Annotated in this window: 16 protein-coding genes and 1 pseudogene; 9 read left to right on the plus strand and 8 right to left on the minus strand. The window is 45.9% G+C overall.

All coding sequences use genetic code 11. The annotated features are described in order from the left end of the window. Window positions 1-8: 8 nt before the first annotated feature. The 5 genes and pseudogenes from SP90_RS10975 to SP90_RS10990 form a co-directional block, all read right to left on the minus strand. Window positions 9-1,481, minus strand: coding sequence for a sensor domain-containing diguanylate cyclase (locus tag SP90_RS10975; protein WP_197498792.1), 1,473 nt, complete (start codon window positions 1,479-1,481; stop codon window positions 9-11). A gap of 337 nt (window positions 1,482-1,818) precedes the next feature. Then, on the minus strand, window positions 1,819-2,676 hold the full coding sequence (locus SP90_RS10980) for an esterase/lipase family protein (protein ID WP_066855920.1): 858 nt from the start codon (window positions 2,674-2,676) through the stop codon (window positions 1,819-1,821). A gap of 211 nt (window positions 2,677-2,887) precedes the next feature. Continuing rightward, a complete protein-coding gene (locus SP90_RS16825; protein ID WP_231895558.1) occupies window positions 2,888-3,592 on the minus strand; it encodes a methyl-accepting chemotaxis protein in 705 nt (234 codons plus the stop codon). Window positions 3,593-3,793: 201 nt separating this feature from the next. Next, window positions 3,794-5,299: pseudogene (locus SP90_RS16830) on the minus strand (Cache 3/Cache 2 fusion domain-containing protein); the annotation flags it as partial. Window positions 5,300-6,378: 1,079 nt separating this feature from the next. After that, window positions 6,379-6,996 (minus strand): MarC family protein, encoded by a 618-nt coding sequence (locus SP90_RS10990; RefSeq protein WP_082936408.1) that lies wholly within the window; start codon window positions 6,994-6,996, stop codon window positions 6,379-6,381. 172 nt (window positions 6,997-7,168) lie between these two features. On the opposite strand from SP90_RS10990, the gene SP90_RS10995 reads away from it, so the two are divergent. The 7 genes from SP90_RS10995 (at window position 7,169) to SP90_RS11025 (ending at window position 14,653) form a co-directional block, all read left to right on the plus strand. Beyond that, entirely contained in the window at window positions 7,169-7,921 is a 753-nt protein-coding gene (locus tag SP90_RS10995) for a (Fe-S)-binding protein (RefSeq protein ID WP_066855926.1), read from the plus strand. After that, window positions 7,914-9,344: a LutB/LldF family L-lactate oxidation iron-sulfur protein gene (locus tag SP90_RS11000; RefSeq protein WP_066855929.1), complete on the plus strand. Its 1,431-nt coding sequence runs from the start codon at window positions 7,914-7,916 to the stop codon at window positions 9,342-9,344. Before SP90_RS10995 ends, SP90_RS11000 begins: the two co-directional genes overlap by 8 nt. After that, the gene (locus SP90_RS11005) at window positions 9,337-10,002 is read left to right on the plus strand and encodes a LutC/YkgG family protein (protein WP_066855932.1); all 666 of its coding nucleotides are present in this window, start codon (window positions 9,337-9,339) and stop codon (window positions 10,000-10,002) included. Before SP90_RS11000 ends, SP90_RS11005 begins: the two co-directional genes overlap by 8 nt. Window positions 10,003-10,403: 401 nt before the next feature. Continuing rightward, window positions 10,404-10,667, plus strand: a complete 264-nt coding sequence (locus SP90_RS11010) for a DUF1653 domain-containing protein (RefSeq protein WP_066855935.1) — start codon at window positions 10,404-10,406, stop codon at window positions 10,665-10,667. 158 nt (window positions 10,668-10,825) lie between these two features. After that, window positions 10,826-11,632, plus strand: coding sequence for a hypothetical protein (locus tag SP90_RS11015; protein WP_066855938.1), 807 nt, complete (start codon window positions 10,826-10,828; stop codon window positions 11,630-11,632). A gap of 197 nt (window positions 11,633-11,829) precedes the next feature. Continuing rightward, window positions 11,830-13,341: a catalase gene (locus SP90_RS11020; protein ID WP_066855940.1), complete on the plus strand. Its 1,512-nt coding sequence runs from the start codon at window positions 11,830-11,832 to the stop codon at window positions 13,339-13,341. A gap of 331 nt (window positions 13,342-13,672) precedes the next feature. Next, window positions 13,673-14,653, plus strand: coding sequence for a hypothetical protein (locus SP90_RS11025; RefSeq protein WP_066855944.1), 981 nt, complete (start codon window positions 13,673-13,675; stop codon window positions 14,651-14,653). A gap of 259 nt (window positions 14,654-14,912) precedes the next feature. On the opposite strand, the gene SP90_RS11035 is transcribed toward SP90_RS11025, so the two are convergent. Both SP90_RS11035 and SP90_RS11040 read right to left on the minus strand, forming a co-directional pair. Next, window positions 14,913-16,244, minus strand: coding sequence for an MATE family efflux transporter (locus tag SP90_RS11035; RefSeq protein ID WP_066855950.1), 1,332 nt, complete (start codon window positions 16,242-16,244; stop codon window positions 14,913-14,915). Window positions 16,245-16,316: 72 nt separating this feature from the next. After that, window positions 16,317-17,591, minus strand: a complete 1,275-nt coding sequence (locus SP90_RS11040) for a radical SAM protein (protein WP_066855953.1) — start codon at window positions 17,589-17,591, stop codon at window positions 16,317-16,319. A gap of 527 nt (window positions 17,592-18,118) precedes the next feature. Here SP90_RS11040 and SP90_RS11045 point away from each other — a divergent pair. Both SP90_RS11045 and thiC read left to right on the plus strand, forming a co-directional pair. Beyond that, window positions 18,119-18,589: a hypothetical protein gene (locus SP90_RS11045; RefSeq protein ID WP_066855956.1), complete on the plus strand. Its 471-nt coding sequence runs from the start codon at window positions 18,119-18,121 to the stop codon at window positions 18,587-18,589. A gap of 151 nt (window positions 18,590-18,740) precedes the next feature. Next, window positions 18,741-20,030: a phosphomethylpyrimidine synthase ThiC gene (gene thiC, locus SP90_RS11050; protein WP_066855959.1), complete on the plus strand. Its 1,290-nt coding sequence runs from the start codon at window positions 18,741-18,743 to the stop codon at window positions 20,028-20,030. Between the two features lie 514 nt (window positions 20,031-20,544). Here thiC and SP90_RS11055 read toward each other — a convergent pair. After that, window positions 20,545-21,510: a D-2-hydroxyacid dehydrogenase gene (locus SP90_RS11055; RefSeq protein WP_066855962.1), complete on the minus strand. Its 966-nt coding sequence runs from the start codon at window positions 21,508-21,510 to the stop codon at window positions 20,545-20,547. Between the last annotated feature and the right edge of the window lie 4 nt (window positions 21,511-21,514).

The following is a 21,514-nucleotide window of genomic DNA, read 5'->3' on the forward strand; positions in this document are numbered from 1 at the left end:
TCATGAGGTCAAGTTGCATAGCCTCCGGCAAGCAGCAGGCTATTGTCAGGGTACAGGACTGTAACCTTGTTTTTGCCCTCATGTTTTGCTTGGTACAGTGCGGCGTCCGCTCTGCGAATAATTTCAACCGGCGGTTCAACCGTGGTGAGGTTGATGCATGCCACACCGATGCTGGCTGTTGTTTTTATTACACCGTTGTCGGTACAGAATCCGTGATTTTCAATTTGAATCCGGATGCGCTCCGCCAGTATGGTGGCATGGCTTGCGGACGTGCAAGGTAGCAGTACGGCAAACTCCTCACCTCCGAAGCGGGCAATATAGTCTGAGGTACGCAGAGAATCGGCAAGGATCTGGCTGAGGTCTTTCAGTACTAAGTCGCCTGCGAGGTGTCCGTATGTATCGTTGATATTTTTAAAATTATCGATATCTGCAATCATCAGGCACAGTGAGTGGCCATAGCGTCTGTGCCGTGTGTCTTCTTCCTGAAGTCGTTTGTCGAAATGGCGTCTGTTGTAGAGCTGAGTCAGCCCGTCAATGTCTGCATTATGCTGAGCTGCTGTGAACAGCATAGCATTGTTAAGTGCTAATGTAAGGTGTGAGATTGCAGACTGAAGAACCTGAATCTGGTCTTTGCCAAGTTGCGGTGTGTCGTTGCACTGAACCATGACCACGCCGAACGGGGAGTCACGGTGCTCAAGATCTACAGCAAGGAGTGATTCGGCTCGAGGCATAACATCATCACTGACGGTACCCATGTATTCCATATCCAGACTGACAATGCTGTCTCCAAGAATGTGCTCAGCTCGTTGCGTAAGCTCATGCGTCCACGCGCGAGATGTCTGATCTTTTTTGCTGCCGGAAACATATACCGTAGCATGTATGTTTTCAGTGTCCTGCGGTGACCAGCAGACAGCATTAATTGCAGAGACCGGTAATAAGGTAGCAAGCTCGTTTTGAGCGGCGCGTAAAATTTCTGCAGGGTCAAGGTGCTGCGTAACTTTTTCAAGAAAGGATACAAGGAAGCCTAGCATGTTGTTTTTGCGTTCCAGTATCTCTCTTTCAAGGCATATTTCACGCGTCATGTGCATGATGTCCTGATAGAGATTCTGCGTTTCAACGGCAGAAAGGAGGACATTGCGGGCGCGCTGTTTTGTGATTGGAGGCTTGATAATTTCCGTGAAGCCGCACTCAAGTAAAGATTCAAGCTCGGCAAGGTCGTAGTCGCCACCCATAATCAGAATACGGGAGGAAACATCGATATGTGCGGTGGATTCAGACGGGAGCTTTTTAAGGCTGTCCCAACCTTGTTTGGAAATCCAAAGAAGACACGGCTCGTCCGCTTCCAGTTGATTGATGGATGGAGTGACACCAACGGGAAAGCTGATAAGTGCAAAACGATCTCCGGCTGCCTGCCGGATAACCTCTGCATCCTCATTGCTGATGCCCAGTCCCCACATGAGCTTCTTAGTTTGGCCGTTCACGGTATCCTCCAAAATATTACGGCAATTATTGCCGGTCATGATAAAAATTGTGGCGTATGCCTCTATTAAGCAAAGAGCATGCCGTAATTTTTGTATCTTTGTTTTTTCAGGATGAATTTTGGTGAAAGAAGAAAATGGGAAATGGTTGGTCAAAAAACTGACTCAAGATATTGTGTTTATAATCAATATAAGAAGATAGTGTGCTCAAAAGAAAAAAAGTCCCGTCAAGCGGGGCTTTTTTGAGTGCTGCTGAACTTTGAATGCAAGAAGAGCACGGTAAGGCGAGCAAAGAAATGCTGATGTGTGGAAAAGAGGCTTGGTCAATGTGTGAGAAAAATTATTTTTTTGTGAACGTTGTTATCGTATGGGCAACATTATTTGCGATTGATTTGTCTATGAGCATAGCAAGATGGCTTACCGGTTTTGTTTTATGCGTATGCCAGTGTTCAGGTGGGGTAGATACGCTTTTCTGAGGCAGTACCATATTGTCCAGCGGGGAAAAAAAAGCATGGCAGGGTATGTCCAGCGGGTGGGCAGTTTGTTCCTGCTGTTCTATCTGCTTGATAAGAGCCCCATTAAATTCGAGTTGCCTTCCTAGAGACAGGGCGGAAAATATTGCCAGCTTGCTTCCGTGCATGGGGGCACCGAGGGTTACGACTCCGGCAGTTTGCTTTGCTTGAGAGGCAGTGCTTAACCAGTTGCGCAGTAATAGCCCGCCCATACTGTGACCGACGAGCACTGGTTTTGCGGCAGGATAGCGGGAAAAGAATTGCTTCATGTAGGCATCCAGTTCCTGACTGATTTCTTCAAACGATTTGAAACTGGAATAATAGAAGGAAGCAGTATTGGTCAGGCCGTATCGAGCCAGCCATCGTTTATAGAGCAGCCATGCAGAAGAGTTATGGAATAATCCATGAACCATGATGATAGGTGTATCAGGTCTCTTCGGAAGTTGAGGGGTATGTTTTTGCCTGTATTGAAGGAGAGTTCCATAGAGATATATGCTGAAGCAGAAAAATTGAGCTTTGAAAGCAGAAAAAACTGCCTTGTGTATGGCTTTTGTTGCGGCTTCCGGTGAATCAAAGAATTCTTCCAGCTGCGACTGATGCTCGTACCGGTACAGCATATAGGTTGCTACTGCTACAAAGAGGCATGAAAGTGCAAACAGTGTAAATAGGATCGCAACGAGAAACATAAGGCTGCCTTTGAGCTATACTTTTTATTGAATCCCTTCGCCTTTTTTAGAGTACAGGCTCAGGGGGTATTGTTATGATAGTCAGGTAAGCGGTGTACCGTTTTTATTCCAACACAGGTTCAGTAGTAGGTATAGTTGGTACGTGTAAAGATAGTCTCTTTATCCGTAATAATACATGATCAATATGGAAATTTTGTATGGATGTTCACTGTTATTCCTGTAATTCATCCATAAGCGTATTCAAATTACTTGCAAGAGATGAAAGCTCCATGATCGCATCAGCAGATTGAATTAACGCTTGGGCGGATTCATCTGCCAGTCTGTTCACTTCGCTGGAAGCTCCGGCAATTTGCTCTGTTGTTGCGGACTGCTGTTCAGCAGCGGTCGCAATGGAGCGCACCCGTTCAGATGTTTCCATTACGGAGGTCACAATTTGTTGCAGTGAGTTACCAGCCGCATGTGTCTGCTGGGTGTTTTCACCGATTAAATCTGCAACGTCATGCATGTACGTGAGCGTATTTGAAGTACTGTTCTGAATGCCTGTTACAACGTTTTCCACTTCTTTTGTTGCACTCATTGTTTTTTCTGCAAGTTTACGGACTTCGTCTGCGACTACTGCAAAACCGCGTCCTGCGTCCCCTGCGCGGGCAGCTTCAATGGCAGCGTTCAGTGCCAGCAGGTTTGTCTGGTCAGCAATGTCATTAATTACATTGATAATATTCCCGATACCATCGGCCTGACTTCTGAGTTCTGCAATAAATTTTTGCATTTCAACGGTGTTGTCATGCACGTCTTTAGTAGAGGCGACCACGTGGGTGACAACGGCTGCACCATCTTCGGCTGTTTTATGAGCCTGTTCTGCGCTTTCAGCCGCATCAGCTGCATTTTTTGCAACTTCGAGTGTTGTCAGATTCATCTCTTCAACGGCTACAGCTGACTCTCCGGCTCTGCTGGCCTGTGCCGATGCACCTGCACGGCATTGCTCAATTTGCGCAGAAAGTTCGGCAGAGGCGGAAGCTACTTGTCTTGCAATAGCATGCGCTTCTGTAGCGACCGCAGTAATTTTTTCCCCTTGTGTCTGGATTCGTTGTTCATTTTTTCGAATATCTGTGAGGTCGTGCCAGAAGGAAACTGAACCTAGAAGTACCCCATCCATGTTGTAGAACGGCGTGGTGGTAACCATAATATGGAGCGTCTTCCCAGAAACATGCGGGAACTCGATTTCTTCCTGAATAGTTTTTTCTTGGCGGATTGCTTTATTCGCCAGTGTATTATGTTCTGGATCGTTAAAGAAAAACTCACCAGAAGCTACGCCAATATAGCTGTCGGGAGAGCCAGACTTGCCTATGATGTTGCAGTGAGCCTCGTTTGTCCAAAGTACGCGAAAATCGGCACCAATGATTGTACACGGAGCAGGAATTCCTTTGAGCACGCCTTCTGAAAAGCCGAGTTTGTTCTTAAGCTCTGCCACCATGATGTTTACTGACTCAACTGTACTGCCGATGGCGTCGTTCAGGTGGTATTCGCAGCGAGCATTGAGGTCTCCTGCTGCAATACGCTTGGTGGTTTCGCCAAGCTCTTCAAGCGGTTTAAGGAGACTGCGAAGAAGGAATACCAGAAGTAGAGTAGATATTATTATGCCTGCAAGGATACTGATGATGCCTATTTTCTGTAAGGCAAGGTCTGCACCGAGGCTGAGGTGTTTTCGGGCAACGGTAAAGATTATTCGCCAGCCGCGGGATTCAATAGGTTGAACATACGAGATGAATTCTTCACCGTTCTCCGTGTAGGAAGTAAAACCTTCCTGTGTTTCCATCAGTAGTTTTCCTGTGGCTGTGTCTGCAAGGTTGCCAGATTTTTCGAAAGCAGCGTCAGGATGATAGGCAAAAGAACCATCTGCGCGGGCAATGACAGGGTAACCATGTCCGCTGTAGCTGATTTTACTGATCATGGCTCTGAGAGCCTTGCTGACCATAGGGCGTCCGCAGAAGATGACGGCAATAACGTTGCCGTGTTTGTCTTTGAGTGGTTTGTAGATACTCAAAAAGAACTGGCTGACAACGAATGCTCTGCCAAGATACGTTTCTCCCTTCATAACAGCTTTATAAACAGGGCTGTCAGAAGGAATATATGTTCCTGTTGCCCGTTGTCCGTTAGAGGTGATGACATTTGTTGTGACACGCAAAAGTTTGCCGGGAAGAACTTGAAATATGGTCGCAGTGCTGCCGGATATTTTTTGCACGCTATCTACAATGGCATGTGAGTTGTTAAGTGACGTTGTGCCGACATTGAGCGAACGGATGCTGACATTTTCTTTCTTCTTGGTGACTTGATTTGTGATGGTTGCAAAGAGGTTGGCGTTTTCACCAAGAGCAATACCGCCTTGCAGGAGGATTTCTTTTTCAAGAATTCCTACATCGGTTTTCAGCATTTCAAGTGTTTTCGCATGTTCCATTTCAATGGAGTCTTCAAGCTCTACTACCATGCTGTGTATGAACTGTTCGCCGAGGTGTGTTAGTGAATTTTTAGAAACTATATAGCCGCTGCACCCCAGACCAGCTAAGAGCGCAACAGTTACAATAAGTACTGAAGCAATTAACTTTCTATTGAAGTTCAAATTCATCACACTTCCTCACATGCTTTGTTAAATAATGTAAAATCATTAAAATGCAAGAATGCAGAGCAATAGTACAGCGCTATGTATAAACATTAGTTGCTGTATTTGTTATTACAGTAAAAAGTCGTTCACTTTTCTTTTATGTTATGGAGAATGAAGAAATAGGCTTGGGTGTAAATAAGTGTTAATTGCTTACGCATAAAAATAAAAAAGCGCAATGATTAAAAGGCATAGAGATGGAATCATATTTTTATATGGTAGTCTTAGCGAGAATGTTGCAGTAAAAATGATGTGTAATGCATGTTTTGAGACTGTTTTATTGCTAAGAATATTATTTATGCATGTAATATTTATTCTATATCCATTTTTATAAAGAAGGAAATATCAGTAATATAATTTTTACTGTGTAAAAATCTAGTCGAGCAACCATATTGCTTAACTAACTATTACCTTATGTAATGCTTGTTTGATGTTCGAGGAATTGTATATGTCATAGTTAGTTCAAATGTTTTTCGCATAATTTCTAGATAATACAGTCTAATAGATTTGCTGCAGATTCTAAGAAGTTAATCGAAAGGCATTAGATCCTAGACTGGTGTGATGACGAATACGAAGTAGCAACAATCTATGCTAGTCCATACTGCAAAAAATAGTGTGGATACTGCTTTGTGGGTTGTATCTTCCAGTAATCGTAGAGTATTTTTTGAGTAATAGCAGGGTGACGCATGAATTTTTATTGCTATTCAGCTGAATACTGTAGTCATAAGGTAAGAGTAGAATGCGAATCCTGCTAGGTGGGGTGAAGTTGGGGTACGAGGGTAGTTGATCCGGCTAAGAGATGATGTCAGTTTGGGGTGTCAAGTACTTGGTAATAGTAGCTGTTACTATAAAAAGTACAAGTGGTGTTCTTCAATTAGTGATTTGCTGCAATACGTTAGCGTCTACTAGCTTGAAAAACGTTTTTACTTTTTTTTATCAGCGCAAAAGACCGGATGGAGCGGGTATTAGATTTACAGGTATCCCGTAAATGCAAAAAGCCAGAACAAAGGTTCTGGCTTTTTGTTTTTGTTGTGCTATGGATTAGATTAGAACAGAAAATTTTTGATACCTGTGAAAACAATCTGTGCAGAAAGTGCGGAAAGAATAAGTCCGCTGATCTTACTTAGGATGGAAAGTCCGATTGTACCGATGAGGCGCTGAATGTGCGGCGCCATAAGGAGCAGGCACCCTACGGTAAGGATTGCTGCCAGCAGTCCGAAGCTGCTTACGATGCGGGTTGTGGTGTCTGTGATCTGAGCACCCATAATAAGAAGGGTACCGATGGTTGCAGGGCCGATGACGACAGGGATTGCCAGCGGAACTACGCTGATGTCACCGTCTTCAATGTCATCCGGATTTTTAATCGGGGTTTTGGTTCCCTGAATAAGGTGAACAGCAGAAAGAAACAGAAGTGCTCCTGCGCCAATTCTGAAGGCATCAAGTGTAATGCCAAAGATTGCAAACAGGGTGTTTCCGAAAAAGAAAAGCGTAAAAGAGGCTACAATAACAGCAAATGTAGTACGGAGTGCTGTTTTGCGCTGTTTGTCTTTTGGCATGTCTACTGTGAGTGCCAAAAACATACTAACCACGAAGAACGGGGTTAGTACGAAGAAAAATTTTACAAAGGTCTCAGTGAATACTGTGAGCATCATGGATGTTGGCATGGGTTACCTGCTATAAAAGACAATGACGTTGCTGGATGGTACTCTGAAACGTGAATTTCAGCGAAAACGTGAGGACGCTTGTATGCTTGTTCGTGTAACTAATCAAGCGTTTTTTTAAGTTGTAAAAAGATAGCGTTTACAGTCAATTAAGCTCCTGGACAAAGGGTGGAATATGAAGAAAGACAGCGCGAATAAAACACCGGTCTATTTCTTTGGAACATGTCTTGCGGATATGATGTATGCAGAGTCCGCAATGGCAGCAATTCGGTTAATCGAACGGGAAGGATATGAAGTCATATTCCCGATGGAGCAAAGTTGCTGCGGACAGCCGGCATATAACTCCGGATTTCCAGACGAAGCCAGAGAAGTTGCATGGAAGCAGGTGGAGATTTTTTCAAAGCACGATTACCCTATTGTTGTACCCTCCGGTTCCTGTGCGGGTATGATGAAAGTGCATTACCCTAAGCTTTTTAAAGACTCCCCTGACCTTTTCATAGTGAAGCGTTTTAGCGAAAGAGTGGTCGAGTTGACCACATTCTTGCACCAGTATGCCAATGCACAATACGTAGATAAGGGTGCACCTATTAAAGCAACATGGCATTCCTCATGTCATGCTATGCGCGAAGCAAACTGTATTGAAGATTCCAAAGCACTTCTTTCGCAACTCAGTAATGTTGAACTGATTGAACTTGAACGTGAGCGTGAATGCTGCGGCTTCGGCGGTACGTTCTCCATTAAACAGCCGGAAATTTCCGGTGCGATGGTTTCTGACAAAGTTGCCGACGTGGTGGCAACCGGTGCGTCAGTAGTATTAAGTGGCGATGCTGGCTGTTTGATGAATATTACAGGGCACATGGATAAAGAAAACATTTCGGTAAAGGGTCAGCATATAGCAGAATTTATCTGGGAGCGAATCAATGGCTAGCAACGAGAAGTTCAATTTTGCGCAAAACGTGGCAGAGGCTCTGGCGGACAGCCAGCTTCGGGCGAACTTCCGTTTCGCTACGGATACGCTCATCCAGCGGCGCAGTACTGTTTTCGCATCACCTGAGGAAACCAATTTTCTGCGTGATGTAGGCAGCAGCATGAAAAAAGATGTGCTGGCAAACCTTCCTGACCTGCTGGAAAAGTTTGAAGCACAGTGCACAAAGAACGGTATCGTGGTGCATTGGGCGGAGACAGCTAAAGATGCCAATGAAATAATTCTTGAAATCCTTAACGAGAACTCTGCTGAGAAAGTAGTTAAGGGTAAGTCAATGGCATCAGAAGAAATTCATTTGAACTCGTACCTTGAAGAGCACGACAAAGAAGTTGTGGAAACTGACTTTGGTGAGTTTATTATTCAGCTTTGCGGTGAACCTCCGTCTCATATTATTGTCCCTGCTGTGCATAAAAACAGAAAGCAGATTGCAGAAGTGCTTGCCGAGCATATTGAAGGCATGGAGTACACGGAAGATGTAGATATTATGCTGGCTAATGTCCGCAGTACACTGCGTGAGCATTTTAAAACAGCCGATGCTGGTATCTCCGGCGTGAACTTTGGTATTGCGGAGACAGGTACCCTCTGTCTTGTTGAGAACGAAGGTAACGGCCGCATGTGTACCACTGTACCGCCGCTTCACATTGCGCTCATGGGCATTGAAAAGCTGGTTGAGAATGTCGAAGATATTCCTGCGATCTACAGACTGCTGTGCGGTTCTGCCACAGGACAGCGCATTACAACTTATTTCAATATGATTTCCGGCCCGCGTAAGAAGGGCGAGCGTGACGGTCCGAAACAAGTGCACCTTGTTCTGCTGGATAACGGTCGTTCTAAAATTATGAATGACCCGCAGTTGGGTGATGTTCTCAAATGCATCCGTTGCGGAACCTGTTTGAACCATTGTCCTGTGTTTACCAGAATTGGTGGGCATGCATATGGTTCTACTTATCCGGGGCCGATTGGCGAAATTCTGGTACCACAGATTGAAGGGCTTGACCCTAAAGGTGCCATCGCATCTGCATCAACACTCTGTGATGCCTGTGCCGAAGCGTGCCCGGTACGCATTCCGATTCCAGAATTGATTCGTCGTATGCGTGATGAAAGTTATGGTAATGCCGACCCGAGCAAAGTTGCTCTTTCCGGCTACAAACGCAGCTGTGTGGAAAGCATGGTGTGGCGCGGCTGGCAGTGGTCTCAGACATCTCCGGTTATGAACAAGATGATGCTGAAAGGTCTTGCCCTGTTCGGTAAATGGATTCCGAAAGTGGGTCCATTGAAAGCATGGATGAGTGTACGCAGTAAGCCGCAGTTCGGTAAAAACAGCCTCAAAGACTTGGTAAAGAAAGAAGGGGTGCGCCATGAGTAACAGTGCCGAGAACAGAGAACGCATCTTGGAGCGGTTGTATAACGCACAGCAGTATGGACGAGACGCGTACATTCCGCAGAAGAAAGTGTGGAATATTAAGAATCAGTCGAAAGAAAAAAATATTGAAGAGTTCACCGAGCGCATGACAGCAGTGCGTACAGAAGTATTCCGTACCAAAGGTACTGAGTGGGTCGGAGAACTGCAGAAGCTTGTGGAAGAGCGTGGTCAGAAAAACTTGCTTCACGCACCGGCAACTCCTACCGGCAAAGCGCTTGCTGCCAATTGGGGTAAAGACAGCTCCTGTAAGCTGGTGACATGGAAAGAGTCCATTGAAGAGTTTAAAGATGAACTCTTTGACTGTGATGGTGCTGTTACCGGATGTCTCGGAGGTATCGCAGAGTCTGCCGCAGTTATCCTGTGGCCGACAGAGGAAGAACCCCGCCTCATGTCCATTGTACCTCCGCTTCATGTTGTTGTGGTGGAAGCAGACAGCATCTACACTTCATTTCAGGATGCAATCAAGAAGTTGAAGTGGAATAAGGAGATGCCGACGAATGCACTGCTTATTTCAGGGCCATCTAAGACTGCGGACATTGAGCTGATTTTGCAGTTCGGTGTGCATGGCCCGACAGACTTGATCGTGTTTATTACAGAATAACCTGTTTAGCAGTGCTGGGAGCAGGAGAAAGTCTGTAACCGGCAGTTGCTGGATGGTAGAGATGATAAAAGCCGGACTTGTTTTAGCTGTACTGCTGGAATAAGTCCGGCTTTCGTTGGCTTTTTTGGCTTATGTGCGAGAGGGTTGAAGGCAGATTGCTTCGTGTGTCCGTTGTGGTTCGCGCCAGATGCGGGTCGGGTTAGTTTCATTTGCGGACTTTACAAGAAGTAGAGTGGAAGGGTATTCTATTAGCACGGTTCGGTGTGACAGGGGGGATGTTGGTAAGCCCGTAGCATCGACCGTGTTTCTTTTTTTCTTGTCAAAATTGTGACAGTCCGTTCTGAAAACACAGCAAAAAAAGATCCTTATGATTTTGAACTTGCCCAGTTGAGAGAGGTTACATGTTCTACAAGCATTTTAAAGGAAAGTTCTATCAGACTGTTGCAGAAGCGCTTGATACCACTTCGGATGAAGTGGTTGTTATTTATCGAACGCTCTACGCAAGTGATTACGCATGGTTTACCAGGCCCGCAGCGGAATTTTTTGGGGAAAAAGAGTTGGCAGACGGAATGCGTGTAAGGCGGTTTGAGCCGGTAGAAGAGCACCAGTTGCCGAACGATGTGCAGGAGTATCTTGCTGAGCACCCTGTACGGTCTTTTCTATGATACGGTTAAACGCCCACTTCACTAATAAAAATCAGGGCTTTGAACTAGATACAGCATTTTTTTCTTTCCAACATGCTTGAAAAAAACAGTTCAGTCCTGTAGCAAGTCCTTGACTGTATAGAAATCAGCACTTGTTGCTGCAGGAGGAAGATAGGATAATGAGCGAAACCGAAAAGGATACCCAGAAAAAGAGTACTAATTCTTTCGCGGCTGGCAGTTTGGGAGCCGTTCTCAACGAGAAAGAAAAAAAGTCTCTTCTTACATACATTGCACTCGGTATCATCATTGTTGAATGTGTGGTGACGGTCGTCGCGATCCTTCATGGTGTTACTAACCTGCAACCAACCCCTGAAGGGAACATGGAGTACCTTTTCCCTTGGAAAGCGTACCTCGTGGCTGTATTGCTCGCTCCAATCGCAGTTATGTTCATCATCCAGATTATCGGAATGGGATTCAACCGTTTTATCAACGGTGATCCGGTAATGGCGGAAATCGATAACGAGCATATTCCTGAAAAAATGCGTAGCTGGATCCATCTTATTAATGGAATGCCGACAACCATTCTTCTTGCCGGATTTTTGTTTGTTGGAATGCTCCTGTATAATATGGATATTATTATTGGATTTATCCTTAAGCTTGGTCAGGTTGCGGCGGAACTCGCCATCTGGATCAGTGTCGGTCTCGTGGCCGCATGGATTATCAGTTATGTCTGTAAAATGTACTTCATGTACCGTACACGACGCGTAGCAGAAGAATACGCGTTCAGACGTGAAGTGCTTGAACGTACGGGCATCGCAATTATTGACCAGAAAACAGCAATTACCTCTGACGGTAGAATGCTCATTGCCGACCCTAAAATGGAAGGCAAAGGGCCTATCGACATCAATCCGGAAAACGCCATTGAAGGTGGTACCGTTATTGAGCCGAAGTCACTTCCACCGTCTCCGAGTGATAAGTTGTTATAACAACATGCACGTAAAAGCCCCCGCAAACGCGGGGGCTTTTTTTATGCCCCAAAAAGCTTAGCGTAAGAAAGTTGTTTCAGGCTCTGCGATGTTATTTATCAAAGTTGCGGGCATGCAGATGTAGTATTTTGTCTCTATCCACTTGATAGAACACGGCTGCGAGAATGTCGTATAAGTCCATAGAGAGGAGAAACTGCATGTCCAAGAAAGAAACCATGAAATCAACCTTCGGGCGTCCTGTAGGGAATGATCAGAACTCGTTGACCGCAGGAGAGCGTGGCCCTGTTTTGATGCAAGATGTTCATTTGCTTGAAAAGTTGAGTCATTTTGACCGAGAACGTATCCCTGAGCGTGTGGTTCATGCAAAGGGCGCAGGTGCGCACGGCTATTTTGAAGTGACTGCGGATGTAACAAAATATACGAAGGCAGCTTTTTTATCTCAGGTGGGTAAGAAGACGGATGTCTTTGTACGTTTTTCTACTGTTGGTGGTGAAAAGGGCAGTGCAGATGCAGAGCGTGACCCTCGCGGGTTTGCCATCAAGTTTTATACTGAGGAAGGCAATTACGATTTGGCAGGAAACAACACGCCGGTATTTTTTATCCGTGACCCACTTAAGTTTCCTGATTTTATTCATACCCAGAAGCGTGATCCTGCTACGAACCTGAAAAGTCCTACAATGGCATGGGACTTCTGGTCGCTTACGCCGGAATCAATTCATCAAGTTACCATATTATTTTCAGACAGAGGAACACCTGCCACCTACAGGCATATGAACGGCTACTCCAGTCATACCTTTAAATGGTATAATGATAAGGATGAATATTTCTGGGTTCAATATCATTTCAAGACAGATCAGGGTGTTGAGAATTTTACCGGCCCTCAGGCAAAAGAAATGTGCGGAAAAGACCCTGACCATGCGACTCGGGATCTATTCCGGGCTATTGAACGCGGTGATTATCCGTCTTGGACGCTGGAGATGCAGATTCTTACACCGGAGCAGGCAGAAGAGTTTGAATGGGATATCTTTGATATTACGAAAGTATGGCCGCACAGTCAGGTTCCGCCGATTACAGTCGGCAAGCTGGTGCTGGATAGAAACCCTGAGAACTATTTTGCCGAGGTGGAACAGGCAGCATTTAATCCGAGTAACCTTGTGCCGGGCATTGGTGTATCACCGGATAAAATGCTTCAAGGCAGGCTTTTCTCCTATCATGATACGCACCTGCATCGCCTTGGCCCTAACTATAATTTAATCCCCGTAAACCAGCCAAAGCATTCCATGCAGATGAACCATCAGCGCGACGGGGCAATGCGTGTGGATGATAATGGTGGTGGACGCCCGAATTACTGGCCGAACAGTTTTAGCAATATTCAGCCGGAAGGCAAAAACGAAGAACCTGATATTCCACTACATGGTGCAGGATCCCGTTATGAGTTTGCACACCCTAATAATGATTTTGTACAGGCCGGAAACCTGTATAGACAGGTGATGACAGACTCAGATCGAGACAGTCTGATAGCAAATATTGTTGGGCACATGGCAGATGTCCCTCTGCGGATTAAAATGCGTCAGTGTGCTATCTTTTACCTTGCAGATGCTGAATATGGCGAGCGTGTTGCCCACGGGTTAGGACTTGATATCGGGCATGTGAAGCGTCTTGCAGAGATAACTCAGGAGCAGCGAGTAGCTGAAACTGTTGACTTGTAAGCGCAGTGTTGCTGGCTTCATTTTAACTATGAAAGCTGTTCCCTAACGGGAACAGCTTTTTATTTTGGCGGCAGCTGAGTGAAGTATGCCTTGTTGCAAGCATGGTTGATGAGAAAAAAGTTTGCACAGATAAGATCTGGTGACAGATAATTTTACAGTATGGATATTCCTTTTTTGCGAGGTGCTCTGTGTCTTTTTTTAAAATATGATCCGGATATTGAGGATGTTACCGGTATCTTAACGTCGAATCGTGTAGTTTGGAGTAGTTATTGCTCTATCAAGGTAGCAACTTAAAAAAAAGACACACTGAATATATAGAGGGGAACTCATCATGGTCGGAATTAGTGCATTTAGAGCTATTGAAAATTTAACAGGTGATGTGAAAATTAAAAACAACGCTGATGGTGAAAAGAAAGTTGTTGTTTCTAATAATAAAGCAAGCAAGGCACTTTCATTACTTAAAAATGCAGTTGGTAATACAAGAACTCATGAAAAGTCGCTCATAACTTCTTTTACCTTTGAGAATGCATTAAAAGATTCCGGTCGGTACGATGAGCAGAAAGTAAATAACGTGTTTGACAACTTGCGTAAGGAATTAAACGACGGAAAAGGAAGAACATTGCAGGCAAGCGATGTTAAAGATGTTTTTGCAAAACTTGATGGTTCTTCAACAGGTATTTCCGGTCAGCTTGCTGCTGAAGCAGCGAATGTTGTGGCAGGGAAGGGTGCAGGAGGTCATCCTGTAAAAGGTGCCCCTAAGCATGCAACTAAAAATGTGTTGGTTCATGATGCAAAGAAAGCTTTTAAAACTTTTTCAAAGATGCTCTCAAAAGGTGTTGCAACAATTTCGTTTCCAAAGATTTCTTTGAACTCTTCGAAACACGCTGCAAAGGCAGCGTCTAAAACAGTGGCACCAGCAGATACCGCGAAGCTGGATCAAACGTCAGCAATCCGTGATTGTTTGAATTCCTCACTCACCAAATTAACTTCAAACGCTAAGAGTGCCCTTGAAGGTGTAAAAGCAAACGCCGAGTTTGACTCCAGCTGGTCTGTGGGGAACGGGCCGTTACGAACCACTGCAACGAGTATGCAGGCACTCGTACAACTGAGTGCAATGGATCCTGAGTTTAAAGCGCATAATGGTGAACTTCTTTCTTCAATTTCTTCTATGATGAAGGAAACTGTAGGCGGTGTTGCCTTTACGCAGTGGGGTGATCCGGCGATTATGGATAAAATTAGCGGTAGCTACAGCGAGGTACGACCTCAGCTGTTGGCTGCATTGGAGAAAATTGTGAGCGTTTCTGAAGCGTAACCGTCATGAAGAACTACTCTGAGTGATGCTATTCATAAAGGGCTGTCCTGTTTAGGGCAGCCCGAATTTTTTGCAGGATCACGGCTATACGTAAGAAAAGCCAAGCGTAAGCATACAGTCCGGTATGCTTACGCTTGGCTTTGTTATATGTAGTGCTTTTTACAAGTAGGGTTGGGGACTGTTCCAGTGTTGTGAAATGAATGTCCATAACCATATTATATCGTACAATAAGTATAGTCTGGTTCCATTGCCCGCTATCTTATGCTTTGGTTAGCTGCCAGCAGCGATAGCAACCCATTGCGGAACGAACGAGCATCATGCCGCCGGTTGCAAGCCATATCCACATAAGGGGTTGAGACGGCTTGAATGTTGTTATGAGTGCAATAAATCCGATACCGATAAGGCAGGAGATGCACATGGCATTTCTGGTGAATGCAAAATCACCAATCCCCCAGAGAATGCCGTCTGTGGCATATGAGAGTGAGTTTGTCGGCTGGAATATGGCGACAACTGTCCATGCACCATAAAAGACCGTGTAGGCTTCCGGCGGGATAAGGTAATGGGCAAAAATATCTGCTCCGGCAATCATTAACGCACCGGTAATAACTCCTGTAACGAAACTGTACCCGAATGTCTGCCGGATAACTTGCTTAATCATCGGGGTATCATCTTTGCCTTTGAAGTAGCCGGTAAGGCTCTGGCCTGTAATAGCAAAAGTATCCAGCAGCAGGGTGTTAAACATGACGAACTGACGAATACCCTGATGTGCTGCACCTTCAATGGCACCTGCCTGAGTGGCGGTGCGTGTGCAGTAAAGCAAAAAAGCGATGACGAGCCCTGTGCGGACAGTCATATCCCACCCGATGGAAAGAAGTCGCTTGCAGCGGGAAAGATCAAAGGTGGGTTTCAGCCCGAGTTTTCTATGGATAGCATAGAAAGTGAGTGCCATGCCCACGTATTGACTGATGGTTGTTGCAAGGGCAGCTCCTGTTACTCCGAGAGCTGGAAACGGCCCTATGCCGAAAATAAGCAGCCAGTCGAGCAGCACGTTAAGGGCGTTGATAACTGTAGTGACAATAAGCGGGGTACGCATATCCTGTAGGCCGCGGAAAATACCGAATGCTGCCATAGTGAAGAGTACAGCAGGGCCGCCGGCAATTCTGCATGTCATGTAATCCACAGCGAGGTTTTTCATTGAGCCGGAGGCACCCATAAAAGTTGCGATCTGCGGCAGAAAAAGAAGTGGGAGTAATGTGGACAGTGCACCGATTGTTAACGCAAGCAGCAAGGCTGTGCTGGCGGTGGTTACTGTGTCCTGTTTGTTTTGCGCGCCTACGCAGTGAGCTATTTCTGTCTGAGTGCCGATTCCGAGAAAATTGAAAATCCAGAAGGCAGATGTGAGTACCATTGTCCCGATGCCAAGTGCCGCCAGAGGTTCTGTGCCTAAGGATGCGACAAACGCTGTGTCCACAAGACCGGTAAGCGGTTCTGCAATGAGGGATAAGAGTACAGGAAGAGACATGCTTGCAAAGGTCTTTGCAGGGGCGTTCTTATAGGCATGTTCGTTCAAAGATTCAGTGGAGGTGGTCATGGTATTGCTCCGGCAAAACAAAAAAAGTCTGCCCCCCTTATTAGGATGCAGACTTGACGAGCTGTAGGAATATTATTCTTCGTCAACAAACGGGTTAAAATACCCGAAATCAATCCAAGGACACGCCTTTTTGAGCCTTTTTCTGAAGAAGGTAAAGCCCATACTTGCACCGAAATCAATATCGCTGAGCAACTCCAGATACATTTCAGGGTCAATGTTCAGGTTGCGCAGCTGGATGAAGTCCAGCTTTGTTTCGGTAATAAGGTTTACCAGTGCTTCAAATTCCGGTTCGGAGTCAGTTATTCCCGGGAAGTAGAGCAAGTTAAGGGAAACCCATTTGTTGCGTGCTTTCGCTTCCATAATGGATTGCTTTACATCGGCAAAACAGTATCCGTTTGGACGATAGTAGCGGTTGTACACTTCTTCACGTGCAGAGTTAAGACTTACACGTATGGATGACAACCCTACGTCAGCAAGTTTAGCCACTTTGTCCGGCAAGGAGGCGTTTGTATTCATATTAATGGTACCGCGACCGCCTTCTGCGCGGAACATGGTAATTGCTTCCGTAATCATGTCAGCCTGTGTGAGGGGCTCACCTTCACAGCCCTGACCGAATGAAAAAATCGGCTTTTCTTTCTCGTTGGCAGCGTGGTGACGCATTACACCGCACACTTCTTCAGCAGTCGGAGTAAAGTCCAGTCTGTCCTGCGGAGAGGCACAGATCTGTGAGGTGTTTTCCTGAAAAGAGATACATCCTATGCAGCGTGCATTGCATGTGCGGGACGTTGGAAGTGGAGCCTCGTATCGACCTATGGCAAGGTTTTTAGCCGCTGGGCAAGAGTATTTCAGCACACATTTATTCATGATGTGCTGCATAAGACGGTTTTCTTTGTAGTCTTCCAGAATAGTGTTGGCAAAACGCTTAATTTTTTTACCGGAGAATCCACGGAAAACCTGACGTACGTCCTGATCTACTTTTTTTGCAGCAACATAAAATTTGCCGTTGGCAAATCCTACAGCACCGTAAGCAAACAGCGGCAGGGTAGGTGCATCTTCATCACTTGTGTAAGCAGCATGTGCGGTAAGCGTGTGTGCCGGAGCAACAAACGCTGCTACTGCGTATTCTTCCATTTGCTCAACTTCACCGTCTTCAGGGTCAAGACCGAGTGCACGGCGACCGGGCAGCATGAAAATGTCACTGTCATCAGGCAGCGGCATAAGCTCATCAGGACGTGGCTGGGCAAGGTCATTACCACGGCGGCACAGCATAAGAAGGTCTGGATGGTCGTAAATATTACCGTCTTTGTCTGCAACAAGAAGTTTTGGGCGAATTTTTGAAGAAGCCATACTATCTCTCTATAGAAACACAGCCACGTATGTCTGTGTGTAAAGTTGTTTTGGTGGGTGTTTCTTACATAAAAGTGTTCGGGCTGGCAAAAAGTACTTTTGCGTTTATATCAGTTGATGAGCGTATCCGTTGATTAAGGTAACTACTTTTAGAGATTACGCTTTGTTGTTCGGCATGCCAGTTCGGAATTATCATACCAGGGTTGGGCAGGAGCCTTTTTACGAAGACTTTTGTTAACTAATGCAAATGGTGCTCTTAAGATAGGAGGAAACTGGTCGATATATGTATAGGCCGAAAAACGAGCTGTGCCCCGTGTCTTCAGGGCTGGATGCCGTCTATATCTGTTGTTTATGTGTGCTGAATATATCTTAACGTTACTCTGCGTTACGTATGGCATATATACGCAGCAATCATAACATTGCAGATAATCTACGCATGTCATCATGCAGAAATAACGGTATCAAGTCATGGCTCGGTTGAGTTATGTGGTTTATAGATGAATTAGTTTTTTTACGGAGCCATGAGTATGGAGTCTATGTATTTTATTGGTCTTGCGTGCGGTGTAACGGCTATTTTGGTTATGTTAACCTTGCTCAAAAAATATAATGAGTTGCGAGATACAATTGCAACTCTTGAGACAGCCAATAATACCATGGAAATGAAAAAGAATTCATACGAGGCCGAGATCGGGGCATTGAATGAACAGATTGCCGAGTACACCAAAGACTACATGGTGCTGGAACGTTCATTAGCCGAAAGCAGGCAGGCCGAGCATGAGCAGTCCATGGAAAAGGAACGCTACAAGTATATGTCTTTTGTAGAGTACCTTATGGACAAGGGACACATCACTCAAGATGATGTTGCCAAGGCAGAGCAGTACAAAAAAGAAAATATCAGCTCCATGGGGGTTGCTGAGGTTCTTGTCCTTTTTAACCGCGTATCATCTGAAAATATGAAACAATACCGCGAAGATTTTAGAATCGCGACCGGACAATAATAGTTCGTAATATAATGTTTTTCAGCGGCACAGGTGTTTTTTATTAAAAAAAATGCCTGTGCCGCTTGCGTATTATGTGACATTCGTTTGTAATACTGCCCGTTGTTGTTTGCTCCATAGCTCTTTCTACCTACCCATTAGGAAGTGACAAATGTCTATTTTGACCAAGAACACGGCTCTTGCCGGGTTGTTTGAAGCGCATATTGATGAGTTAGTTAAAAAAGAGCGACTGGACGCTGAAGTTATCAAACAGGGGCTCGAGAATGGTACAATGGTACTGCTCGGCAACCCTGAACACCCTGATGTACTTCCGACGCTGGTCGGTCAACCTGCGTCTGTAAAAGTTAACGCCAACATCGGTACATCTCCGTTGAAAAACGATGTGCGCTGCGAAATGGTTAAGCTGCAAACTGCCATTAACGCCGGTGCAGATACCGTGATGGATTTATCCATCGGTGGTGATCTTGATAAAATCAGAACTGAGATGATTTCTTCCACAAAGCTTCCTTTGGGTACCGTGCCAATGTACGCAGTGGCACAACAGTACCTCGACAATGACCGCGACCCTGCGGACATTAAGCCGGAAGAATTGTTTGAAGAAATTGAAAAGCAGGCAAAGCAGGGCGTAGACTACATGACCGTTCATTGCGGTTTGACTATGCGCGGTGCTGAGTTTGCTACAAATGGCAGTCGTGTGATGGGCATTGTTTCCCGCGGCGGCTCCATCCTTGCTCGTTGGATGCTTAAAAACGGCAAGGAAAACCCGCTTCTCACAGGATACGATCGTATTCTTGAGATTGCACGCAAGTACAACGTAACTCTTTCCCTTGGTGACGGTCTTCGTCCGGGTGCAGGAACCGATGCTGGTGATGCTGCACAGTGGGAAGAGGTTATGGTACTCGGCCAGCTGGCTAAACGCGGCCTCGAAGCTGGTGTTCAGTGCATGATCGAAGGACCGGGACATGTGCCTTTGAATGAGGTTGAAGCACAGATCATCGGCATTAAAAAGCTTACCAACGGTGCGCCATTGTATGTACTCGGACCGCTCGTTATTGACAGCAGCCCGGGCTACGACCACATTGCCGGTGCAATCGGCGGTGCAATTGCTGTTAAAGCTGGTGTTGACTTCCTTTGTTACCTCACTCCGGCGGAACACCTTACCTTGCCGAGCATCGAAGATGTTCATGCAGGCGTAATGGCATCCCGCATTGCTGCACAGGCTGCAGAAGCAAGCATGGGCAGACCGGCAGCAGTTGAGCGTGAACTGGGTATTTCCCGTGCACGTAAGGCTCTTGACTGGGAAGGTATGAAGACACTTGCTCTTGATCCTGAAATGGTTGAAAAGCGTAGAGAAGAACATAAAGATAAGCGTGAATGCGCCATGTGTGGCAAATTCTGCGCATACAAGATGATCGAAGAAGATCCTCAGTGTTCTAGCTAAGCACGCACTAAAAGGCCTGATACATATCGTGTATCAGGCCTTACTTTTTTATACGGCTTTCCGGTGGGGCAAGGTATTGTCTCCGACGGGCAGGTGGGCTCTGCCCCCTGCACCCCCGTAAGGGGACGCGTCCCCTTAACCCCATTATACGCGGCACCAGTCTTTGGCTATGCCGTTGGAAGCCGCGTAAAAACTATCTTTCTAGAACAAACAGCTGTCCTTCTTCTGAAGGACAGCTGTACAGTACGACAAGTGCTTACGGTATGTGTTAATTACGGTTTCTTTGCGTGCTTCTCTGGATGCCATTGTTTACGCTGATGCGTAGATGAAGAATGAACAGTTTTTCTTTCATTGTGGAAAGGTAGTGTGTTCGCGGCTCCCAGCCTCATGTTTGTCAGATGTCTTCGCGTTTGTTTGGGTCAAGGGGAATCCCCTTGCGGGATGCAAGGGCAGCGCCCTTTGCCCCTCGGAGAGTCGCCGAAGGCAAAGAAAGAAAACCTGATAACCGTCCCCATTATTTCAAGTTATTGACGACATTCTGCGGAGTGCCGTTCAGGAACGCTGTGATGTTGTCGGCAGCAATTTGCATGAGTGCAGAGCGGGCTTCTATTGTTGCCCATGCGAGATGTGGTGTAATGAATGTATTTGGAGTGGAGAGAAACGGGTGGTCTTTTGCTATCGGCTCCTCGCTCACAACATCTACTGCCAGTCCTCCGAGTTTGCCGGAAGTGAGGGCAGATGCAACTGCTTCTTCGTCCAGTAACGGGCCACGGGCTGTGTTGATGATAATGGCATCCGGCTTCATTTGTGCCAGTGTTTTTTCATTGATGATGTGTTTGGTTTCTGCTGTGAGCGGGCAGTGCAGGGTAATAATGTCTGACTTGGCAAGAAGTTCATCTAGGTCAGCAAAAGCAAAGTTGTCATATGCAGGCATTGGCTTAGGACGCGGTGCATAGGCAAGCATATTCATGCCGAACCCGTTTGCGATGCGGGCGACATTGTTGCCGGTATTTCCGAATCCAATGATGCCGAGAGTTTTACCGCCCAGCTCACGTTGCGGGGTATTCCAGAAGCAGAATTGCCCGTTCTTACCCCATTCTCCCTGTCGTACTTGTTGAGAATGCAAGGCAATCTGTCGGTAGCACTCAAAGATAAGTGCAAAGACGTGTTCCGGCACAGCATTGTTTGCGTAGCCGGGAGTATTGGTTACAGGAATTCCGCGTTCAGCAGCAGCTGCAATATCTACTACATCATATCCGGTGGCGAGGACGCCGATATATTTAAGCTTCGGCAGTTGTGCGAGTGTTTCTCTTGTGAGTGGCGTTTTATTGGTGAGGAGAATCTCAGCGTCTTTACTGCGTTCTATAATGTCTTCATCGAGCGTTTTCTCGTAAAGCGTGACTGGATGAATATTGTCAATGGGGGTCCAGGGATTATCGCCGGGATTAAGCGTCTGGCCATCAAGAATAACTGTCTTCATCGTA

The sequence above is a fragment of the Halodesulfovibrio spirochaetisodalis genome, from assembly GCF_001672295.1.
GTDB lineage: Bacteria > Desulfobacterota > Desulfovibrionia > Desulfovibrionales > Desulfovibrionaceae > Halodesulfovibrio > Halodesulfovibrio spirochaetisodalis.